Consider the following 15,299-nt stretch of genomic DNA (forward strand, 5'->3'; position numbering starts at 1 on the left):
ATCCATTGTTCAGACGGCCTTCTCTCCTTTTACTTAAGCAACCCATTGATTAAAGCACCCCATCATGCCCATCCGTCCCAACTGGCAAACCGCCACCCTGCTGCAAGCCGAAGAAACCTCCGTTACCTCCGCCCACACCGGCCGCACCTACCGCATTCAAGCCGCGGCACTCGGCGAGCGTCCGGCAGACGGCTATCCCGTACTGTATATCCTTGACGGAGATGCCTTTTTCCCCGCCATCCTCAATATGGCGCAATCCCTGCTCATCAACCCCATCACCAAAAGCCATGCCGCCTGTCTGATTGTCGGTATCGGCTACACCGGCGGCAACATCCGCGACTTAAGCCAACGCGCCCTCGACTACACGCCGCCGCTGCCCGACAACGCGCCCGAATCCGAACGCAAACAATACGGCCAAGCCGACCGCTTCAGTCGCTTTATCGATGACGAACTCTCCGCCCTGCTCAACAGCAAATACCGCATCGATACCCAAAACCAAGCCGTATTCGGCCATTCGTTCGGCGCACTGTACGGCCTCTATTCCCTGTTCACCCATCCCGAACGATTCCGCCATTATTTGCTGGTTTCGCCGTCTATCTGGTGGCAAGACCGCCGCGTACTCGATTGGCTGCCCGACGCTTTACCGCAAGGAATCGGCATCCGCCTTGGCGCAGGCGAACATGAAGGCAGAAACAACCGCCCCGACCAAACCAGCCGCGGCATGGTCGCACAAGCCAAAATCCTTGCCGGCACTTTGCACCACCTCGGCGCAGATGTCCGCTTCACCCTCTACCCCAACGCCAATCACGGCAACGCCCCGTTTTACTCCCTGACCGACTGCATCGAATATTTGCGCAGCGCATGGCAGCGTTGAAGCAGGTTTGCCAAACATCGCGGCCGTCTGAAACGCAAACTTAGAAGCGTATTGAACCTATTGGATCAATCTAAAATCCAATTATAAAAAGGCCGAGACCTTTGCAAAGGTCTCGGGGCATGAAAAAGGGAGAGGCTACCTGAAAAATAGATTTTCAGGTAGCCTCAAACCGGTTTGGCATGCATCCGAAACGGAAAATTTGAGCGGTTACATACCTTGGGTTGGTGGCAGTGTTATTTCAACTTGGCTGCCAATTCGTCGAATTTTTGTTTGATGTCGGCCTTGAAGGCTTCCACTTTCTCTTTGCGTTCGGCTTTGCGCTGTTTTTTCCAAGCTTCGTGTGCCTGACGTGCCACTTCTTCCTGCGCTTCTATTGCTGCCAATACGTCCTGTTGGGCAACGGCTGCATCTTGCCGGAGAATAACGGTTTTGAAACGGTGGAAGAAAGCATCCAATACAGCCTCGTCGGATTCTTGCGCCAAAATAATGATTGCAGTACTGCCGTTATCCAGTTTTTTGGCTGTATTTTCCAGCAACGCCCCCTCTCCCAATGTTTGGGCAGTGCCTACATCACTGCCGATGAGTGCGCCAGTAGCTCCACCCAACAGAACACCGATAGGACCGCCGAGGATGCCGACCAGCGAACCAATGAGGCCGCCCGTCCATGTGCCTTCGACCGTATTGGCGGTAAAGTCGGTGCTTTCTGCTGGGATAATCAGACCATTTTCCTTTTTAACCAAAACGGCTTGTGCCACCAAAGCATCTGTTATCTGCGAGTAAGCTTTCAATTCAGAAAAGGCTTGATAAGCTTCGCTGGAGATGTCGAATAAGGCAACGATGATGTTTTGTTTCATAAGTCCACTCCCGTAGATTGAAAGATTTAAGAACATACTAGTTGTATGCAGTGTCATTGTAAATTACAAGGGGGGGGGGAGCAATGCGGCAAACAGAACTTTACCTATATAAAGCCTGTAGAACCGGCAAACGGATAACGAACAATACCCAGCCTTACCTGTAGGAAATCGTCGCGTTGTTTACACCACAGGTTGAGAGAAATAAGCCTGCAAGACCTCAAGCGTCGTCTGAAATCCGTTTCCATTCCAAAGCCAAATCATACAGCGCCTTTTTATTCTCGCCGGTAATCTTGGCGGCAAGCTCGGCAGCTTGTTTGGTCGGCAACTCGGCCGCAAGGATTTTCATGGTGTTTTGCGCCGCCTCGGGCAAATCGCTGTGTTTCTCTTTCACCGCAGGATGCAACACCAGCACCATTTCTCCACGCGTTTGGTTGCTGTCGTTTTTAAGGGCGGCTTGGATTTCGGCAACCGTGCCACTGAGGAAGGTTTCAAACGTTTTGGTAATTTCTCGCGCCAATGTTAAACGGCGATCGGGGAACTGCGCGGCCATATCCGCAAGGCTTGCCTCGATACGGTGCGGCGTTTCAAACATCACAATCGGAAAATCGGCTTCCGCCCATTTGGCCAGCAGCTTTTGGCGTTCTCCGGCCTTAGGCGGCAGGAAACCGTTGAAGTAAAAATCGGATTCCGTCACACCGGCCACGCTCAATGCCCCCATGACCGCGCTTGCGCCGACCACAGGCACCACTTTAAATCCGGCTTCGCGCACGCGGGCGGCAAGTTTCGCACCGGGATCGCAAACCGCAGGCGTACCCGCATCCGAAACTTGGGCGACGCTCAGGCCGTCTGAAAGATGGGCGATGATTTTATCGGCCATTTGCTGCTCATTGTGTTCGCGCACGCTCACAAGTTTGCCCTGAATGCCGTACGCACTCAAAAGCTGGGCGGTAACACGGGTGTCTTCGGCGCAGATCATGTCGGCCTTTTGCAGCACGGCCAGTGCGCGCAACGTTATGTCGGCTAAATTGCCGATGGGTGTGGCGACAACGTATAATGTCTGTTTTTCGATGCTGTCGACGGCTTTTTGCAGGTGTTTTGTGTACATAGATTCAAGGCCGTCTGAAACGGCGTCTCTTTAAAAACAATGATTATATAACGGGTAAACTTTTCATGCGTTTAAACCACAAACAGGGGGCGGTGGCCGAAGATGCGGCGCTGGTATTCCTGCTGGGCAAAGGCTGCTCGCTGCTGGCACGGAACTGGCATTGTGCCTACGGCGAAATCGATTTAATCGTCAAAAACGGCGGTACGATTGTGTTTGTTGAAGTAAAATACCGCAAAAACCGAGGTTTCGGTGGTGCAGCATACAGCATCTCGCCGTCCAAATTATTGAAATTGCAACGAAGTGTAGAGTATTATCTGCAAAAGCACGGGTTAAACCATGCGCCCTGCCGCTTGGATGCGGTACTGATTGAGGGCGACGGCCAACCCGAATGGATTCAAAATATTACAGGTTAACCTCATGACAACATTACAAGAACGCGTTTCCGCACATTTTGCCGAGAGCATCCGCGCCAAGCAGGAAGCTGAAAAAGTACTGGTCGAGCCGACTGCACAGGCTGCCGAGCTGATGCTGCAATGCCTGATGAACGACGGCAAAATCCTGGCCTGCGGCAACGGCGGTTCGGCTGCCGACGCGCAACACTTCGCCGCCGAAATGACCGGCCGTTTTGAAAAAGAACGCATGGAATTGGCCGCTGTCGCACTGACAACAGACACTTCCGCCCTGACCGCCATCGGTAACGACTACGGTTTCGACCACGTATTCAGCAAACAAGTGCGCGCGCTCGGACGTGCCGGCGACGTATTGGTCGGCATCTCCACCTCCGGCAATTCCACCAACATCATCGAAGCCATCAAAGCGGCACACGAGCGCGACATGCACGTCATTGCCATGACCGGCCGCGACGGCGGAAAAATCGCCGCCATGCTCAAAGATACCGACGTTTTGCTCAACGTCCCTTATCCGCGCACTGCCCGCATTCAGGAAAACCATATTTTGCTGATTCACGCCATGTGCGACTGCATCGACTCCGTCCTGCTTGAAGGCATGTAACCCTTTCTTTTCAGACGGCCCATCCCTTAAAGGCCGTCTGAACACCCAACCGTCCATACCCAAGGAAAAGGATATGAAGAATATCAAACGCTACGCCCTCCCCGTTCTGACAGCGACCCTCTTGAGCCTGAGTCTGAGCGGCTGCGTCGGCGCACTGATCGGCGGTGCAGCCGTGGGCACCAAATCCGCCGTCGACCGCCGCACCACCGGCGCGCAAACCGACGACAACGTTATGGCCTTGCGCGTCGAAACCACTGCACGCTCGTATCTGCGCCAAAACAACCAAGTCCAAGGCTACAAGCCCAAACTGAACGTTGTCGGCTACAACCGCCACCTGCTCCTGCTCGGCCAAGTGGCTACCGAAGGCGAAAAACAATTTGTTGAACGCATCGCCCGTTCCGAACAAGCCGCAGAAGGCGTGTACAACTACATCACCGTTGCCTCACAAGCGCGTTCGCTCGGCGATGTGACCAACGATACCTGGGGCACATCCAAAGTCCGCGCCACCCTGTTGGGTCTCAGCCCGGCCACCCAAGCACGCGTCAAAATCGTGACTTACGGCAACGTGACCTATGTGATGGGCATTCTCACGCCTGACGAACAAGCCCGCGTGACCCAAAAAGTCAGCACGACCGTCGGCGTACAAAAAGTCGTGACCCTCTATCAAAACTACGTTGCCAACTGATTCACAGGCAACCTGGGGCCGTCTGAACATTCAGACGGCCATTCCTCCAACAATTACCTGCCACATCATGTCCAAGAATAATAAAACCCCTTTCCAACTTAAGCCCAAACACTTAATCCGCGCTTTATTCCTTGTCAGCTTTATCGCCGTCGCAGCCCTTGTTGCCGGCGTATTCAGCACCCTAAACTCCGGTAAAACCGACGTACCCGAAAAAAGCCCTGCCGAACAAACCGACACACGCATTGAAGTTTGGCGCCCCAACGGCACTGTCGAACCTGAAACCGTTCAGCCTACCAAAGACAGCGACGCAAAAACCGCCTCCGGCAATCCTGTCGTCCCACAGAACGAAAAAAGCGACAACGCCGAAGAAGGTGCAAAAAACGACCGTCCTGCCGCACACCGCGGCAAACGCACAGAAAACAAACGCGCCGAAACCGACAAATCAGAAAAAACACAATCCGACAACAGCAGCCCTGCCGCCCAAAACACACCTCAAGCAGACAGCCAGCCGGTAGCAAACAAAGCCGCAGACAGCAAACCTGCCGCACAAGCAGCAGAAAACAAACCGGCAAAAACCAAAGCCCCCGAGTCCAAACCGACTCCGAAAGCCGAGCCTGATGCCAAACCACAAGCCAAACCGCGCAATAAAGACAATCTCGACAACCTGTTTTAAACAGACGGCATACCCGTCCCGTTCAGACGGCCTCCATACTGTCTGAAACAAGAAGGAAACCTCATGGACAAAGTCATCATCAAAACCCCCGAAGAAATCGAAAAAATGCGCGAACTCGGCCGCTTGGTCGCCGAAGCCCTCGACTACATCGGCCAATTCGTCAAACCCGGCGTAACCACCAACGAAATCGACAAACTCGTTTACGACTACCACGTCAACGTTCAAGGCGGTTATCCAGCCCCCCTCAACTACGGCAACCCGCCCTACCCGAAATCCTGCTGCACCTCCGTCAACCACGTTATCTGCCACGGCATTCCCGACGACAAACCGCTGAAAGAAGGCGACATCGTCAACATCGACCTGACCATTAAAAAAGACGGCTTCCACGGCGATTCCAGCCGTATGTTTACCGTCGGCAAAGTCTCCCCGATTGCCCAACGCCTGATCGACGTGACCCACGCCTCCATGATGGCAGGTATTGAAGCGGTCAAACCCGGCGCCACCCTCGGCGATGTTGGCTATGCCTGCCAACAGGTTGCCGAAAATGCCGGCTACTCCGTAGTACAGGAATTCTGCGGACACGGCATCGGCCGCGGTTTCCACGAAGCGCCGCAAGTGGTCCACTACGGCCGCAAAGGTCAGGGTCTCGTCCTCAAACCGGGCATGATTTTCACCATCGAGCCGATGATCAACCAAGGCAAACGCCATCTGCGCATCCTGAACGACGGTTGGACAGTGGTCACCAAAGACCGCTCCCTCTCCGCCCAATGGGAACACGAAGTTTTGGTTACCGAAACCGGCTACGAAATCCTCACCATCAGCCCTGCCAGCGGTAAGCCTTAACCTTGAAAAAACCTTCAGGCCGTCTGAAAATACAGATTCAGACGGCCTGAAATTTATTCGCATTCTCACCCTAGAAAACCGAATAAAAACTCGAAATTAAGTTTTTACCTAAATTGAATTGTTTAATTATGTAAAAATTTGCTTACGCCATATTTAAGATAAACGCATAATTAAATGATTTATATAATGAAAATTTACCGAAATAATGAATTAAGAAATATTTACACAAATTATGGTAGACAGCAGAAAACTTCTTTCGAATATACTGTCTAATTATCTAGATCAGTCATTTGCAATACGCCTACATATCACCCCAAAAGCCTACAGGAAAGGGATGCCGGCATTCTTGCAGACCCATTTTTATGCCTAGAGGCATGCAACAAATACCACAATAAGGAAGATTCATGAAATCGTTCGAAAAAATTGAAAACATCCGCGATATCCGTAAAAAACTCGGCCTGAACCAAATGGACTTCTGGAGCCGCATTGGTGTGACTCAATCCGGTGGTTCCCGTTACGAATCCGGCCGCAACATGCCTAAACCTGTACGCGAATTGCTGCGTTTGGTACACATTGAGCGCGTAGATTTGGCTAAAGTCAACCGTGACGACTTGGCCGTTGCGTCCTTGCTGAAAAACCGCGACCCTGAGTTGTACGCTTCTCTGAAAAAAGAAGCTAAAGCCGACAACAAAGGCAAATAATCAAGCCATTCAAAAGGCCGTCTGAAATTCGTTTTCAGACGGCCTTTTTACTTTCTACACACTAAGGGTATGTCGCATACATGCCCTTTTTCATTTACGGTTGATACTGTTTGAAATAGTCCAACACCGTTTGCGGCAGCCATTGCAGATTCAGACGGCCTTGATCGCGGCTGACGAAGCCGACATGCCCACCGTATGCCGGTTGCAGCAGCGTAACGGCCGAGGACACGTCCCGCCCGGTCGGCAGGGCTTCCGGCGGCAGGAAAGGGTCGTTGACGGCATTGAGCAGCAGCAACGGCGTATCCACGCCTTTCAGGAACGGTTTGCAGGAATTGCGGCGATAGTAATCGTGGCGGTCGGCAAAACCGTGTAGCGGCGCGGTAAAGCGGTCGTCAAAATCGCCAAGCGTTTTGCAGTTTTGCTGGCTTAAGGCCGTCTGAAACCGGGGAATCGCTCGGGCTTTCGGCAACAGCGAGTTTAAAAAATAGCGCGTGTAAATCAGTCGCGTCATGCCCTGATCAAAACGCGTACCGGCCGCCACGGCATCAACCGGTGCGGAAACGACGGCAGAAGCGCGCGGAACGGCATTGCTGCCCTGCTCGCCCAAATATTTGGCCAGGGCATTACCCCCCAAAGAAACGCCGACAGCGTAGATGGTTGAATAGCGTTGTGCCAGCGTGTTGAGCATAAAAGCGATTTCGGGCGTATCGCCGAGATGGTAGAACACGGGCGCGGTGTTTTCTATGTCGCCACAACTGCGAAAATGGGCAACCACGCCGTTCCAACCGCGCTGCTGTACGGCTTTCATCAACTCGACTGCGTAATGGCTTTCGCTGCTGCCTTCCAGTCCGTGGAACAAAACCACCAACGGCGCATCGGGGTCGGCGCTGTCGACAAAATCGTAGGCAACTTGGGTTTTGCCGGTACTGTCGGGCAGAAGCTCGCGGCGGTAGTCGGGCGCTTTGCCTTGCAGCAGCTTGGCAAACAGGGTGTCGGCATGGCCGTTTCTGAGCCAATAAGGCGTGTTGGGTGAACGTGTATTCATAATTCGTTTCTTCTATTTTTCAGACGGCCTGAAGATGAGTATATACACCAGCAAGGCAGTCAGCGTGCCGTTTGTCCAGCCTGCCCAAACGTCGGTGGGATAATGCACGCCCAAATAAATGCGTGAAAACCCGGTCAGCAGGGCAAAGGAAATACCGCCTATCCAAGCGGCGCGGCGGTAGCGCGTGCGGCGGCAAAACAATATCAGCATGACGGCAATGGCGGCGGAAAACGTACTGTGGCCGCTGGGGAAGGAAAAATTGCTCTCTTCAATCAGACGCGGCCAAAGCAGCGGACGTTCGCGGGCAAACCAAACCTTCACAATCAGCATATTCAAAGTCGGTACCAATGCCGCCAACACGCAAAACAGTGCCTCGCGCTTCTTATCGGCAAAATACAGGGCTGCGGCGACTGCGCCGATCAGCGGCACGGCAATCGCGGTTTTGCCCAGATAGTGCAACACGGTGGCAATCGGATCAAACCATGTGCCTGCGTGAGCATGGACGGCGTGCATCAGCGGCGGCTCAAAAGCAAAGCCGCCATATTGCGCCAGCCAAATGCCGATGATGAGGGTCGGCGGCAAAAACAGCAAAGAGGCAAAAGTCAGTACGCGTTTGGATTGGGCCGGGGATAAGTGCATTATTCCACCGTTTCTTTCAAAGTCGCGCCAATCGCCTGCAAACCCTGCAACGCATCTTCCCACGCAGCATCCAGCAAGCGGCAGGCCTCGCCTTCCGCTTTGATGCCGAACTCGATATGCGGCGGAGTATAACGGCCGTCTGAATCGGTACGGCCCACGGTGGGCAGGCTGTACGAACGGATACCGGCGTAGGTACGCTCAAGATGTTCCATAATCGGCGTAATGCGCGATTCGGGTTGGTCGAACACATACACGCTGCGGCTGCCGCGTTCGGTTTGGTTGAAGCGGTCGGCGTAATAAGTTTCCAATACCCATTCGGCCATCGGGTGCGCCATCACGGGGAAACCGGGGAAGAAATAATGCTCGCGGATGGAAAATCCGGCGATGTTGTTAAACGGATTGGGCACCAATTCCGCGCCTTCGGGAAAATCCGCCATCTTCAGGCGTTGGGCGTGTTCCGGCGAATCGAGCGGTTCGCCGCGTTTCTGGGTCACGCCTTCGATAAACTTGGCGGCTTCAGGATGACGGACGACAGGCAAATCCAAAGCAGCCGCTGCGGCTTGGCGCGTGTGGTCATCAGGCGTAGAACCAATACCGCCAGTAACGAAAGTCGGCAGGCCGTCTGAAAAACTGCGGCGCAGTTGTTTGACCAACAAATCGGGTTCATCAGGCAGATATTGCACCTGATTGAGCTTCAGCCCGTGCGATTCCAATAAAGATTTAAAAAAGGCGAAATGCTTGTCTTGACGGCTGCCGTGCAGGATTTCGTCGCCGATGATGATGAGGTTAAAAGCGTTCATGATGAGGTTTCTTTAATACGGCCCTCCGAACATTCAGACGGCCTAATTGCTGACAATGTATTCCATTTATAAGATAATGGTTTCAACTTTTCAAGTCTGGAGGAATCCCAATGAGCCAAAACCATACCATTTTACAAAATCTCCCCATCGGTCAAAAAGTCGGCATCGCCTTCTCCGGCGGTCTTGATACCTCTGCCGCACTGTTGTGGATGAAACTCAAAGGCGCGCTGCCTTACGCCTACACCGCCAACCTCGGCCAACCTGACGAAGACGATTACAACGCCATTCCTAAAAAAGCGATGGAATACGGTGCGGAAAATGCCCGCCTGATCGACTGCCGCGCGCAGTTAGCACACGAAGGCATCGCCGCCATCCAATGCGGCGCGTTCCACGTTTCTACCGGCGGCATCGCCTACTTCAACACCACGCCTCTGGGCCGCGCCGTTACCGGCACCATGCTCGTTTCCGCCATGAAAGAAGACGATGTGAATATCTGGGGCGACGGCAGCACCTACAAAGGCAACGACATCGAGCGTTTCTACCGCTACGGCCTCTTGACCAATCCCGCGTTGAAAATCTACAAACCTTGGCTAGACCAACAATTTATCGACGAACTCGGCGGCCGTCACGAAATGAGCGAATTTCTGATTGCCAACGGCTTCAACTACAAAATGTCGGTTGAAAAAGCCTACTCTACCGACTCCAATATGCTGGGTGCCACCCACGAAGCCAAAGACTTGGAATTCCTCAACAGCGGCATCAAAATCGTTAAGCCTATCATGGGCGTTGCCTTCTGGGACGAAAACGTCGAAGTCAAACCTGAAGAAGTCAGCGTACGCTTTGAAGAAGGCGTGCCGGTTGCACTGAACGGCAAAGAATACGCCGATCCTGTCGAACTCTTCCTCGAAGCCAACCGCATCGGCGGCCGTCACGGCTTGGGCATGAGCGACCAAATCGAAAACCGCATCATCGAAGCCAAATCACGCGGCATCTACGAAGCCCCGGGCATGGCATTGTTCCACATCGCCTACGAGCGTTTGGTGACCGGTATCCACAACGAAGACACCATCGAACAATACCGCATCAACGGCCTGCGCCTCGGCCGCCTGCTCTACCAAGGCCGCTGGTTTGACAGCCAAGCCCTCATGTTGCGCGAAACCGCCCAACGCTGGGTTGCCAAAGCCATTACCGGCGAAGTCACCCTCGAACTGCGTCGCGGCAACGACTACTCGATTCTGAACACCGAATCGCCTAACCTGACCTACCAACCGGAACGCCTGAGCATGGAAAAAGTCGAAGACGCAGCGTTCACACCGCTCGACCGCATCGGCCAACTGACCATGCGCAACCTCGACATCACCGACACACGCGCCAAACTGGGTATTTACTCGCAAAGCGGTTTGTTGGCATTGGGCGAAGGCTCTGTATTACCGCAGTTGAATAATAAGGAGTAGAATGAGGGGCTTTAAAGCCCCCTTATTTTTTAAAGGAATAAAATGAAAGAATATAAGGCCGTCATTTATCAAGAGAACCTGCTTTCCAGTTTGGTTTTCGGCAGTGCCAAAATCAATCCGGTCAAATTCAGCGATTTCCTCAACAGCCACGCTTCGCAAGGATGGAAGGTCGTTACCATGGAAAAAGACCAGCGCCGCATGCTGCTGTTTTTCGTGCGTGAAGCCTACGTCGTTATTTTGGAAAAAGAACGTGTTTAAACTCGGCGTCTATGCCTGTCTCGGATTGTTCGTCAGCTGGGTGTTGCTCTTGATTTTGCAACTTTGGTTTTCCTTCATCGATGCCGATATGTTTCTCAAAATCACCCTGACCATGGCAGGTTTTTTCATTATCATTCTGGCCAGCTTACTGGTCATCAGCCAGTATTTTTCCGAAAAGAAAATGAAGGACGACGGATTTATCAACTGATACTACTTCAGGAAGCGCCATGTATGCTTTATCCGAAACCTTGACGCAACATCCTTGTTTAATAGACGAGGCCGTCTGAAATGTAAGTTTCAGACGGCCTTATTACCCTTCCCAAATTTATCAAATACCATGAAATTCTTTTCTCACTTTTATCTTGAAAATCATATGTATTTCCACGACTACTTGAAATATATCCTGATTTTCGCCGCCCTCGTCATCCTCCTGCTCACCGTATCGCAATACCTGCGCCACCGCATGGACACCAAATACCGCGACCTGAGCATTATTGCGCTGTTGTTGCTCATCCTCATCTGCGGCACGCAATATCTTTCATACAGCGAGCGTCAAAACTTTGCCGCCGATACTTCGCGCATGGTAGGTTTTCTCAATGCCTTGATTGAAAACCAAAAAGTTGAAAAACAAGACATCATCGTCAACAGCACGCGCCTGTTCAACGGCATGATTATCGGCATCAAAAACCAATACTACGAAGTCCATTTCAATCAAGACTTCTCCGCCTACACGCTGACGCCCATCAATTTGGTCAACAACAATATCGAACTCATCGATAAAGAATAACAGGATACACACACATGGAAGCATACTCCCTGCTCGCCCTCAAACTACTGATGGGTATTTTAGGTTTGATTTTGCAAATCAACCTCTTAGGTAAAGGCAACCTCGCGCCGACCTCTGCCATGGACCAAGTGCAAAACTATGTACTCGGCGGCATCATCGGTGGCGTGATTTACAGCGACAGCGTCGGCCTGTTGCAATTTTTCCTCGTACTGATTTTGTGGACGCTGTTGGTCTTAAGCCTGAAATTCATCAAAAACCACAATCGCTGGGTCAAATCCATCATTGACGGCAAATCCGTCTGGGTTATCGTCAACGGCAAAATCCAAACCGATGAATGCATGAAAAACGGCATCAGCGCACACGACCTCATGTTCAAACTCCGCGCCGCCGGCATCTACGAAATCTCTGCCGTCAAACGTGCCGTGATGGAACAAAACGGCCAGCTCGCCGTCATTAAGTACGGCGACGAAAGCCTGCGCTATCCACTGATTACAGACGGCCAAGTTGACCCCGACATCCTCGAAATCATTAAGCGTGATGAAGAATGGCTGCAACAAGAGCTTGCCCGCCTCCACCTTGAAGCCTCGCAAGTCTATATCGGCGAATACATAGACGGAAAATTGGTGGCACACCGTTATCCTTCTTGATTTGAAAATAGCAGGCCGTCTGAAACCTTGATTTCAGACGGCCTTTTTGTATTCAGCCCAAACACTGATTTTTTAATCGCGATATTCAAACGTTGCGCCCAAAAATTGAGCCAGTACGGAGACGTGGGAATGTCGAGGGTCTTTGATGGCGGTCAGCAACAAGATATTGCCGTGTTGTTTTTCCAAATCCAGCAGCCGCTTGATGGCGGCTTGCTCCGTATCGCCATGCAACTCTTCATGATAACGGCTGACAAAACCGTCGAAATTTTGAGCCGGATTTTCGTGATACCAGCGGCGCAGGTTTGCACTGGGCGTAATGTCTTTCAGCCAAAGTGCAGTAGCGAAAACCTCTTTGCGGACGCCGCGCGGATAGAGGCGGTCGATAAAGACGGCGGTTTGTTTAGAATCGGGTTGATAGGCGTAAATGCGCTGTACGGTAAACATTTTTTTCGTCTCCAATGGATTCAGGCCGCCTGAAAATTCAGACGGCCTGATGTTTTTTAGGGTTTAGAACAGTTTTTTGACTTCGGCTTCGATATCGTCGGCTCGCATAAAGGTTTCGCCGATCAGGAAAGTATGCACGCCGTGGCCGCGCATGAAATCGACGTCTTCTTTGTTGCGGATGCCGCTTTCGGTTACAACGGTTTTGCCGTTTAATTCGGGCAAGAGGTCGAGGGTTTGTTGCAGGGTCACTTCAAACGTACGCAGGTTGCGGTTGTTGACGCCCCACAACGGCGTGGTCATGTTGCGGCATTTTTCCAGCTCGGACGCATCGTGCAACTCCAACAATACAGTCATGCCCAATTCGTGGGCAACGGCTTCAAAACGCTCAAGCTGCTCGGCTTCCAAGGCAGCGGCAATCAGAAGAACCGCATCCGCACCCCACGCGCGCGCCTGATAGATTTGGTATTCGTCGATGATGAAATCTTTACGCAAGACCGGCAGCGCCGCAGCCGCACGCGCCTGTTTCAAATATTCGGGCGAGCCTTGGAAATAAGGTTCGTCCGTCAACACGGACAAACAGGCCGCGCCGGCTTTTTCATAGGCAGCGGCGATTTCGGCAGGATGAAAATCAGGACGGATCAGGCCTTTGCTCGGGCTGGCTTTTTTGACTTCGGCAATAATGGCAGGCAGATTCTGCGCGTGTTTTTCACGGATCGAGCCGATAAAGCTGCGAACCGGCGCAGCAGCCTGCGCTTGGGCTTTGATGTCTTCCAAGGAAACGGCGGCTTTTTGGGCGGCCACTTCTTCTGCTTTGGTGGCAAGGATTTTGTTGAGAATATCGGTCATGGCGTTTTTCTATTGGGGCTGATTTTCGGGTTTGAATCGTGCAACATGCTGCTGCAGATTAGATTTCAGACGGCCTGAATGCCGCTATTTTAATGGTTTGAAAAAAGGCGGGCAAGAATGCCCGCCTTTGTGTCTGCTTCAATTTAGTGATGAATGCCCAAAACGGACGCGTTGTGGCTGATGATTTCGTCCGCCAAAGACGGATTGTCGTTCAGCTTGATACCGTAGCCGGGCACCAATTCTTTCAGACGGCCTGACCATGATTCGGCATGATCTGGGAAGCATTGGTTGATCAGCTTAATCATCAAAGGTACGGCGGTTGATGCACCTGGGGACGCGCCCAGCAATGCGGCCAGCGAGCCGTCGGCATGGGCGACGATTTCGGTACCAAATTGGAGTACGCCGCCTTTTTTCGGGTCTTTTTTGATGATTTGCACACGCTGACCGGCGGTAATCAGTTCCCAATCGTCAGGATTGGCTTCCGGATAATACTCTAAGAGCGAAGTGAAGCGTTCTTCTTTGGTTTTACGCAATTCGCCCAAGAGGTATTTGGTCAGCGGCATATTAGCCCAACCGGCGCGGAGCATAGGATAGAGGTTGTCCATGTGGATGGACATCGGCAAATCCATGAGCGAGCCTTGTTTGAGGAAGTTGGGACGGAAGCCTGCATACGGGCCGAACATCAAATGGCGTTGTCCGTCCACGTTGCGGGTATCCAAATGCGGAACGGACATAGGGGGCGCGCCGACGGAGGCTTGGCCGTACACTTTGGCGTTGTGTTGCGCGGCCGTTTCGGGATTGCTGTTGCGGAAGAAGAGGCCGGAAACCGGAAAGCCGCCGTAGCCTTTGCCTTCGGGGATACCGGATTTTTGCAGCAGAGTCAGTGCGCCGCCGCCTGCGCCGAGGAAGACGAAACGGGTGCGGAGTGTCAACGGGTCGTCATCGTCTTTGGTGCTGCTGGTTTTCAGCACCCATGCGCCGTCCGATTCGCGGTTGAGGTCGTCGACATGGCGGTTGAATTTGATTTTTACGCCTTTGTCGCTCAAGTATTTGACCATCTGGCGGGTCAGGCTGCCGAAATCGACGTCTGTGCCTTCGGCGGAGTAGTTGGCGGCGATGGATTGGTTTTCATCACGGCCGTTGATAACCAGCGGCGCCCATTCGGCGATTTTGGCGCGGTCGGTAGAAAACTCCATTTTTTCGAAGAGTTTTTGGTTTTTGAACACGTCGAAACGTTTTTGCAGATAATCGCAATGATCGGCGTTCATCACCAGCGACATGTGGGGGACGGAATTGATGAAAGAGCGGTCGGTCAGTTTGCCTTCTTCGACCAAAGTCGACCAAAATTGGCGGCTGATATGGAATTGTTCGGCAATATTAAGGGCGCGGGTCGGATCGATCGTGCCGTCGGCAGTCAGGGGCGCATAGTTCAATTCACACAGCGCAGAGTGTCCCGTACCGGCATTGTTCCATGCATTTGATGATTCCAACGCTACATCTTCCAAGCGTTCGATCAGGGTGATTTCCCAAGATGGTTCGAGTTCTTTGAGCAATACGCCCAAAGTGGCGCTCATAATGCCGCCGCCTACTAATACGACATCGGTTGCTTCAGCCATGGTTTTACTCCTACTAA

20 protein-coding genes are annotated in these 15,299 nt (G+C 52.5%); 12 read left to right on the forward strand and 8 right to left on the reverse strand.

Annotated elements, in window-relative coordinates:
* Window positions 1-64 precede the first annotated feature (64 nt).
* Window positions 65-874 carry an alpha/beta hydrolase gene (locus tag KCG54_RS10285; RefSeq protein ID WP_254324116.1) on the forward strand — a complete coding sequence of 270 codons (810 nt, stop codon included), beginning with the start codon at window positions 65-67 and terminating at the stop codon, window positions 872-874.
* Between the two features lie 233 nt (window positions 875-1,107).
* On the opposite strand, the gene KCG54_RS10290 is transcribed toward KCG54_RS10285, so the two are convergent.
* Complete coding sequence (locus tag KCG54_RS10290; protein ID WP_070814123.1) at window positions 1,108-1,728, reverse strand: DUF1269 domain-containing protein; 621 nt, start codon at window positions 1,726-1,728, stop codon at window positions 1,108-1,110.
* Window positions 1,729-1,945: 217 nt separating this feature from the next.
* Window positions 1,946-2,833, reverse strand: a complete 888-nt coding sequence (rsmI, locus tag KCG54_RS10295; protein WP_254324117.1) for a 16S rRNA (cytidine(1402)-2'-O)-methyltransferase — start codon at window positions 2,831-2,833, stop codon at window positions 1,946-1,948.
* A gap of 65 nt (window positions 2,834-2,898) precedes the next feature.
* On the opposite strand from rsmI, the gene KCG54_RS10300 reads away from it, so the two are divergent.
* From KCG54_RS10300 to KCG54_RS10325, 6 genes are all read left to right on the forward strand, one after another.
* Entirely contained in the window at window positions 2,899-3,246 is a 348-nt protein-coding gene (locus KCG54_RS10300; protein ID WP_254324118.1) for a YraN family protein, read from the forward strand.
* A 4-nt stretch (window positions 3,247-3,250) separates the two neighbouring features.
* Window positions 3,251-3,844, forward strand: coding sequence for a phosphoheptose isomerase (locus KCG54_RS10305; protein ID WP_070503928.1), 594 nt, complete (start codon window positions 3,251-3,253; stop codon window positions 3,842-3,844).
* A 73-nt stretch (window positions 3,845-3,917) separates the two neighbouring features.
* Window positions 3,918-4,529, forward strand: a complete 612-nt coding sequence (locus KCG54_RS10310; RefSeq protein ID WP_039862284.1) for a BON domain-containing protein — start codon at window positions 3,918-3,920, stop codon at window positions 4,527-4,529.
* 67 nt (window positions 4,530-4,596) lie between these two features.
* Window positions 4,597-5,202, forward strand: a complete 606-nt coding sequence (locus KCG54_RS10315; RefSeq protein ID WP_254324119.1) for a hypothetical protein — start codon at window positions 4,597-4,599, stop codon at window positions 5,200-5,202.
* 42 nt (window positions 5,203-5,244) lie between these two features.
* Entirely contained in the window at window positions 5,245-6,045 is an 801-nt protein-coding gene (map, locus tag KCG54_RS10320; protein WP_432761030.1) for a type I methionyl aminopeptidase, read from the forward strand.
* A 404-nt stretch (window positions 6,046-6,449) separates the two neighbouring features.
* Window positions 6,450-6,746, forward strand: coding sequence for a helix-turn-helix domain-containing protein (locus tag KCG54_RS10325; protein WP_003680641.1), 297 nt, complete (start codon window positions 6,450-6,452; stop codon window positions 6,744-6,746).
* Window positions 6,747-6,840: 94 nt separating this feature from the next.
* Here KCG54_RS10325 and KCG54_RS10330 read toward each other — a convergent pair whose 3' ends face one another.
* Genes KCG54_RS10330 through KCG54_RS10340 form a run of 3 tightly spaced genes read right to left on the reverse strand, consistent with a single transcriptional unit; the run spans window position 6,841 to window position 9,230 of the window.
* Entirely contained in the window at window positions 6,841-7,791 is a 951-nt protein-coding gene (locus KCG54_RS10330; RefSeq protein ID WP_254324120.1) for a YheT family hydrolase, read from the reverse strand.
* A gap of 12 nt (window positions 7,792-7,803) precedes the next feature.
* The gene (locus KCG54_RS10335) at window positions 7,804-8,430 is read right to left on the reverse strand and encodes a phosphatase PAP2 family protein (RefSeq protein ID WP_254324121.1); all 627 of its coding nucleotides are present in this window, start codon (window positions 8,428-8,430) and stop codon (window positions 7,804-7,806) included.
* Entirely contained in the window at window positions 8,430-9,230 is an 801-nt protein-coding gene (locus KCG54_RS10340; RefSeq protein WP_070590443.1) for a competence/damage-inducible protein A, read from the reverse strand. Before KCG54_RS10340 ends, KCG54_RS10335 begins: the two co-directional genes overlap by 1 nt.
* Window positions 9,231-9,340: 110 nt before the next feature.
* Here KCG54_RS10340 and argG point away from each other — a divergent pair, with 110 nt between their 5' ends.
* The 5 genes from argG to KCG54_RS10365 all read left to right on the forward strand — a co-directional run bounded on the left by argG (window position 9,341) and on the right by KCG54_RS10365 (window position 12,376).
* Window positions 9,341-10,684 carry an argininosuccinate synthase gene (gene argG, locus KCG54_RS10345; protein WP_049322465.1) on the forward strand — a complete coding sequence of 448 codons (1,344 nt, stop codon included), beginning with the start codon at window positions 9,341-9,343 and terminating at the stop codon, window positions 10,682-10,684.
* 42 nt (window positions 10,685-10,726) lie between these two features.
* On the forward strand, window positions 10,727-10,942 hold the full coding sequence (locus tag KCG54_RS10350) for a DUF4177 domain-containing protein (protein ID WP_003749376.1): 216 nt from the start codon (window positions 10,727-10,729) through the stop codon (window positions 10,940-10,942).
* A complete protein-coding gene (locus tag KCG54_RS10355; protein ID WP_254324122.1) occupies window positions 10,935-11,150 on the forward strand; it encodes a hypothetical protein in 216 nt (71 codons plus the stop codon). The genes KCG54_RS10350 and KCG54_RS10355 overlap by 8 nt, the downstream gene beginning before the upstream one ends.
* Window positions 11,151-11,279: 129 nt before the next feature.
* Complete coding sequence (locus KCG54_RS10360; RefSeq protein ID WP_107724199.1) at window positions 11,280-11,729, forward strand: DUF3290 domain-containing protein; 450 nt, start codon at window positions 11,280-11,282, stop codon at window positions 11,727-11,729.
* A gap of 14 nt (window positions 11,730-11,743) precedes the next feature.
* Window positions 11,744-12,376, forward strand: coding sequence for a DUF421 domain-containing protein (locus tag KCG54_RS10365; protein WP_254324123.1), 633 nt, complete (start codon window positions 11,744-11,746; stop codon window positions 12,374-12,376).
* 72 nt (window positions 12,377-12,448) lie between these two features.
* On the opposite strand, the gene KCG54_RS10370 is transcribed toward KCG54_RS10365, so the two are convergent.
* The 3 genes from KCG54_RS10370 to KCG54_RS10380 all read right to left on the reverse strand — a co-directional run bounded on the left by KCG54_RS10370 (window position 12,449) and on the right by KCG54_RS10380 (window position 15,282).
* Window positions 12,449-12,820 (reverse strand): DUF488 domain-containing protein, encoded by a 372-nt coding sequence (locus tag KCG54_RS10370; RefSeq protein WP_254324124.1) that lies wholly within the window; start codon window positions 12,818-12,820, stop codon window positions 12,449-12,451.
* A gap of 63 nt (window positions 12,821-12,883) precedes the next feature.
* Window positions 12,884-13,666, reverse strand: coding sequence for an indole-3-glycerol phosphate synthase TrpC (gene trpC / locus KCG54_RS10375; RefSeq protein WP_254324125.1), 783 nt, complete (start codon window positions 13,664-13,666; stop codon window positions 12,884-12,886).
* A gap of 143 nt (window positions 13,667-13,809) precedes the next feature.
* Window positions 13,810-15,282, reverse strand: a complete 1,473-nt coding sequence (locus KCG54_RS10380; protein WP_254324126.1) for a malate:quinone oxidoreductase — start codon at window positions 15,280-15,282, stop codon at window positions 13,810-13,812.
* Window positions 15,283-15,299: the final 17 nt, after the last annotated feature.

The sequence above is a fragment of the Neisseria subflava genome (assembly GCF_024205705.1).
Taxonomy (GTDB): Bacteria; Pseudomonadota; Gammaproteobacteria; order Burkholderiales; family Neisseriaceae; genus Neisseria; species Neisseria subflava_D.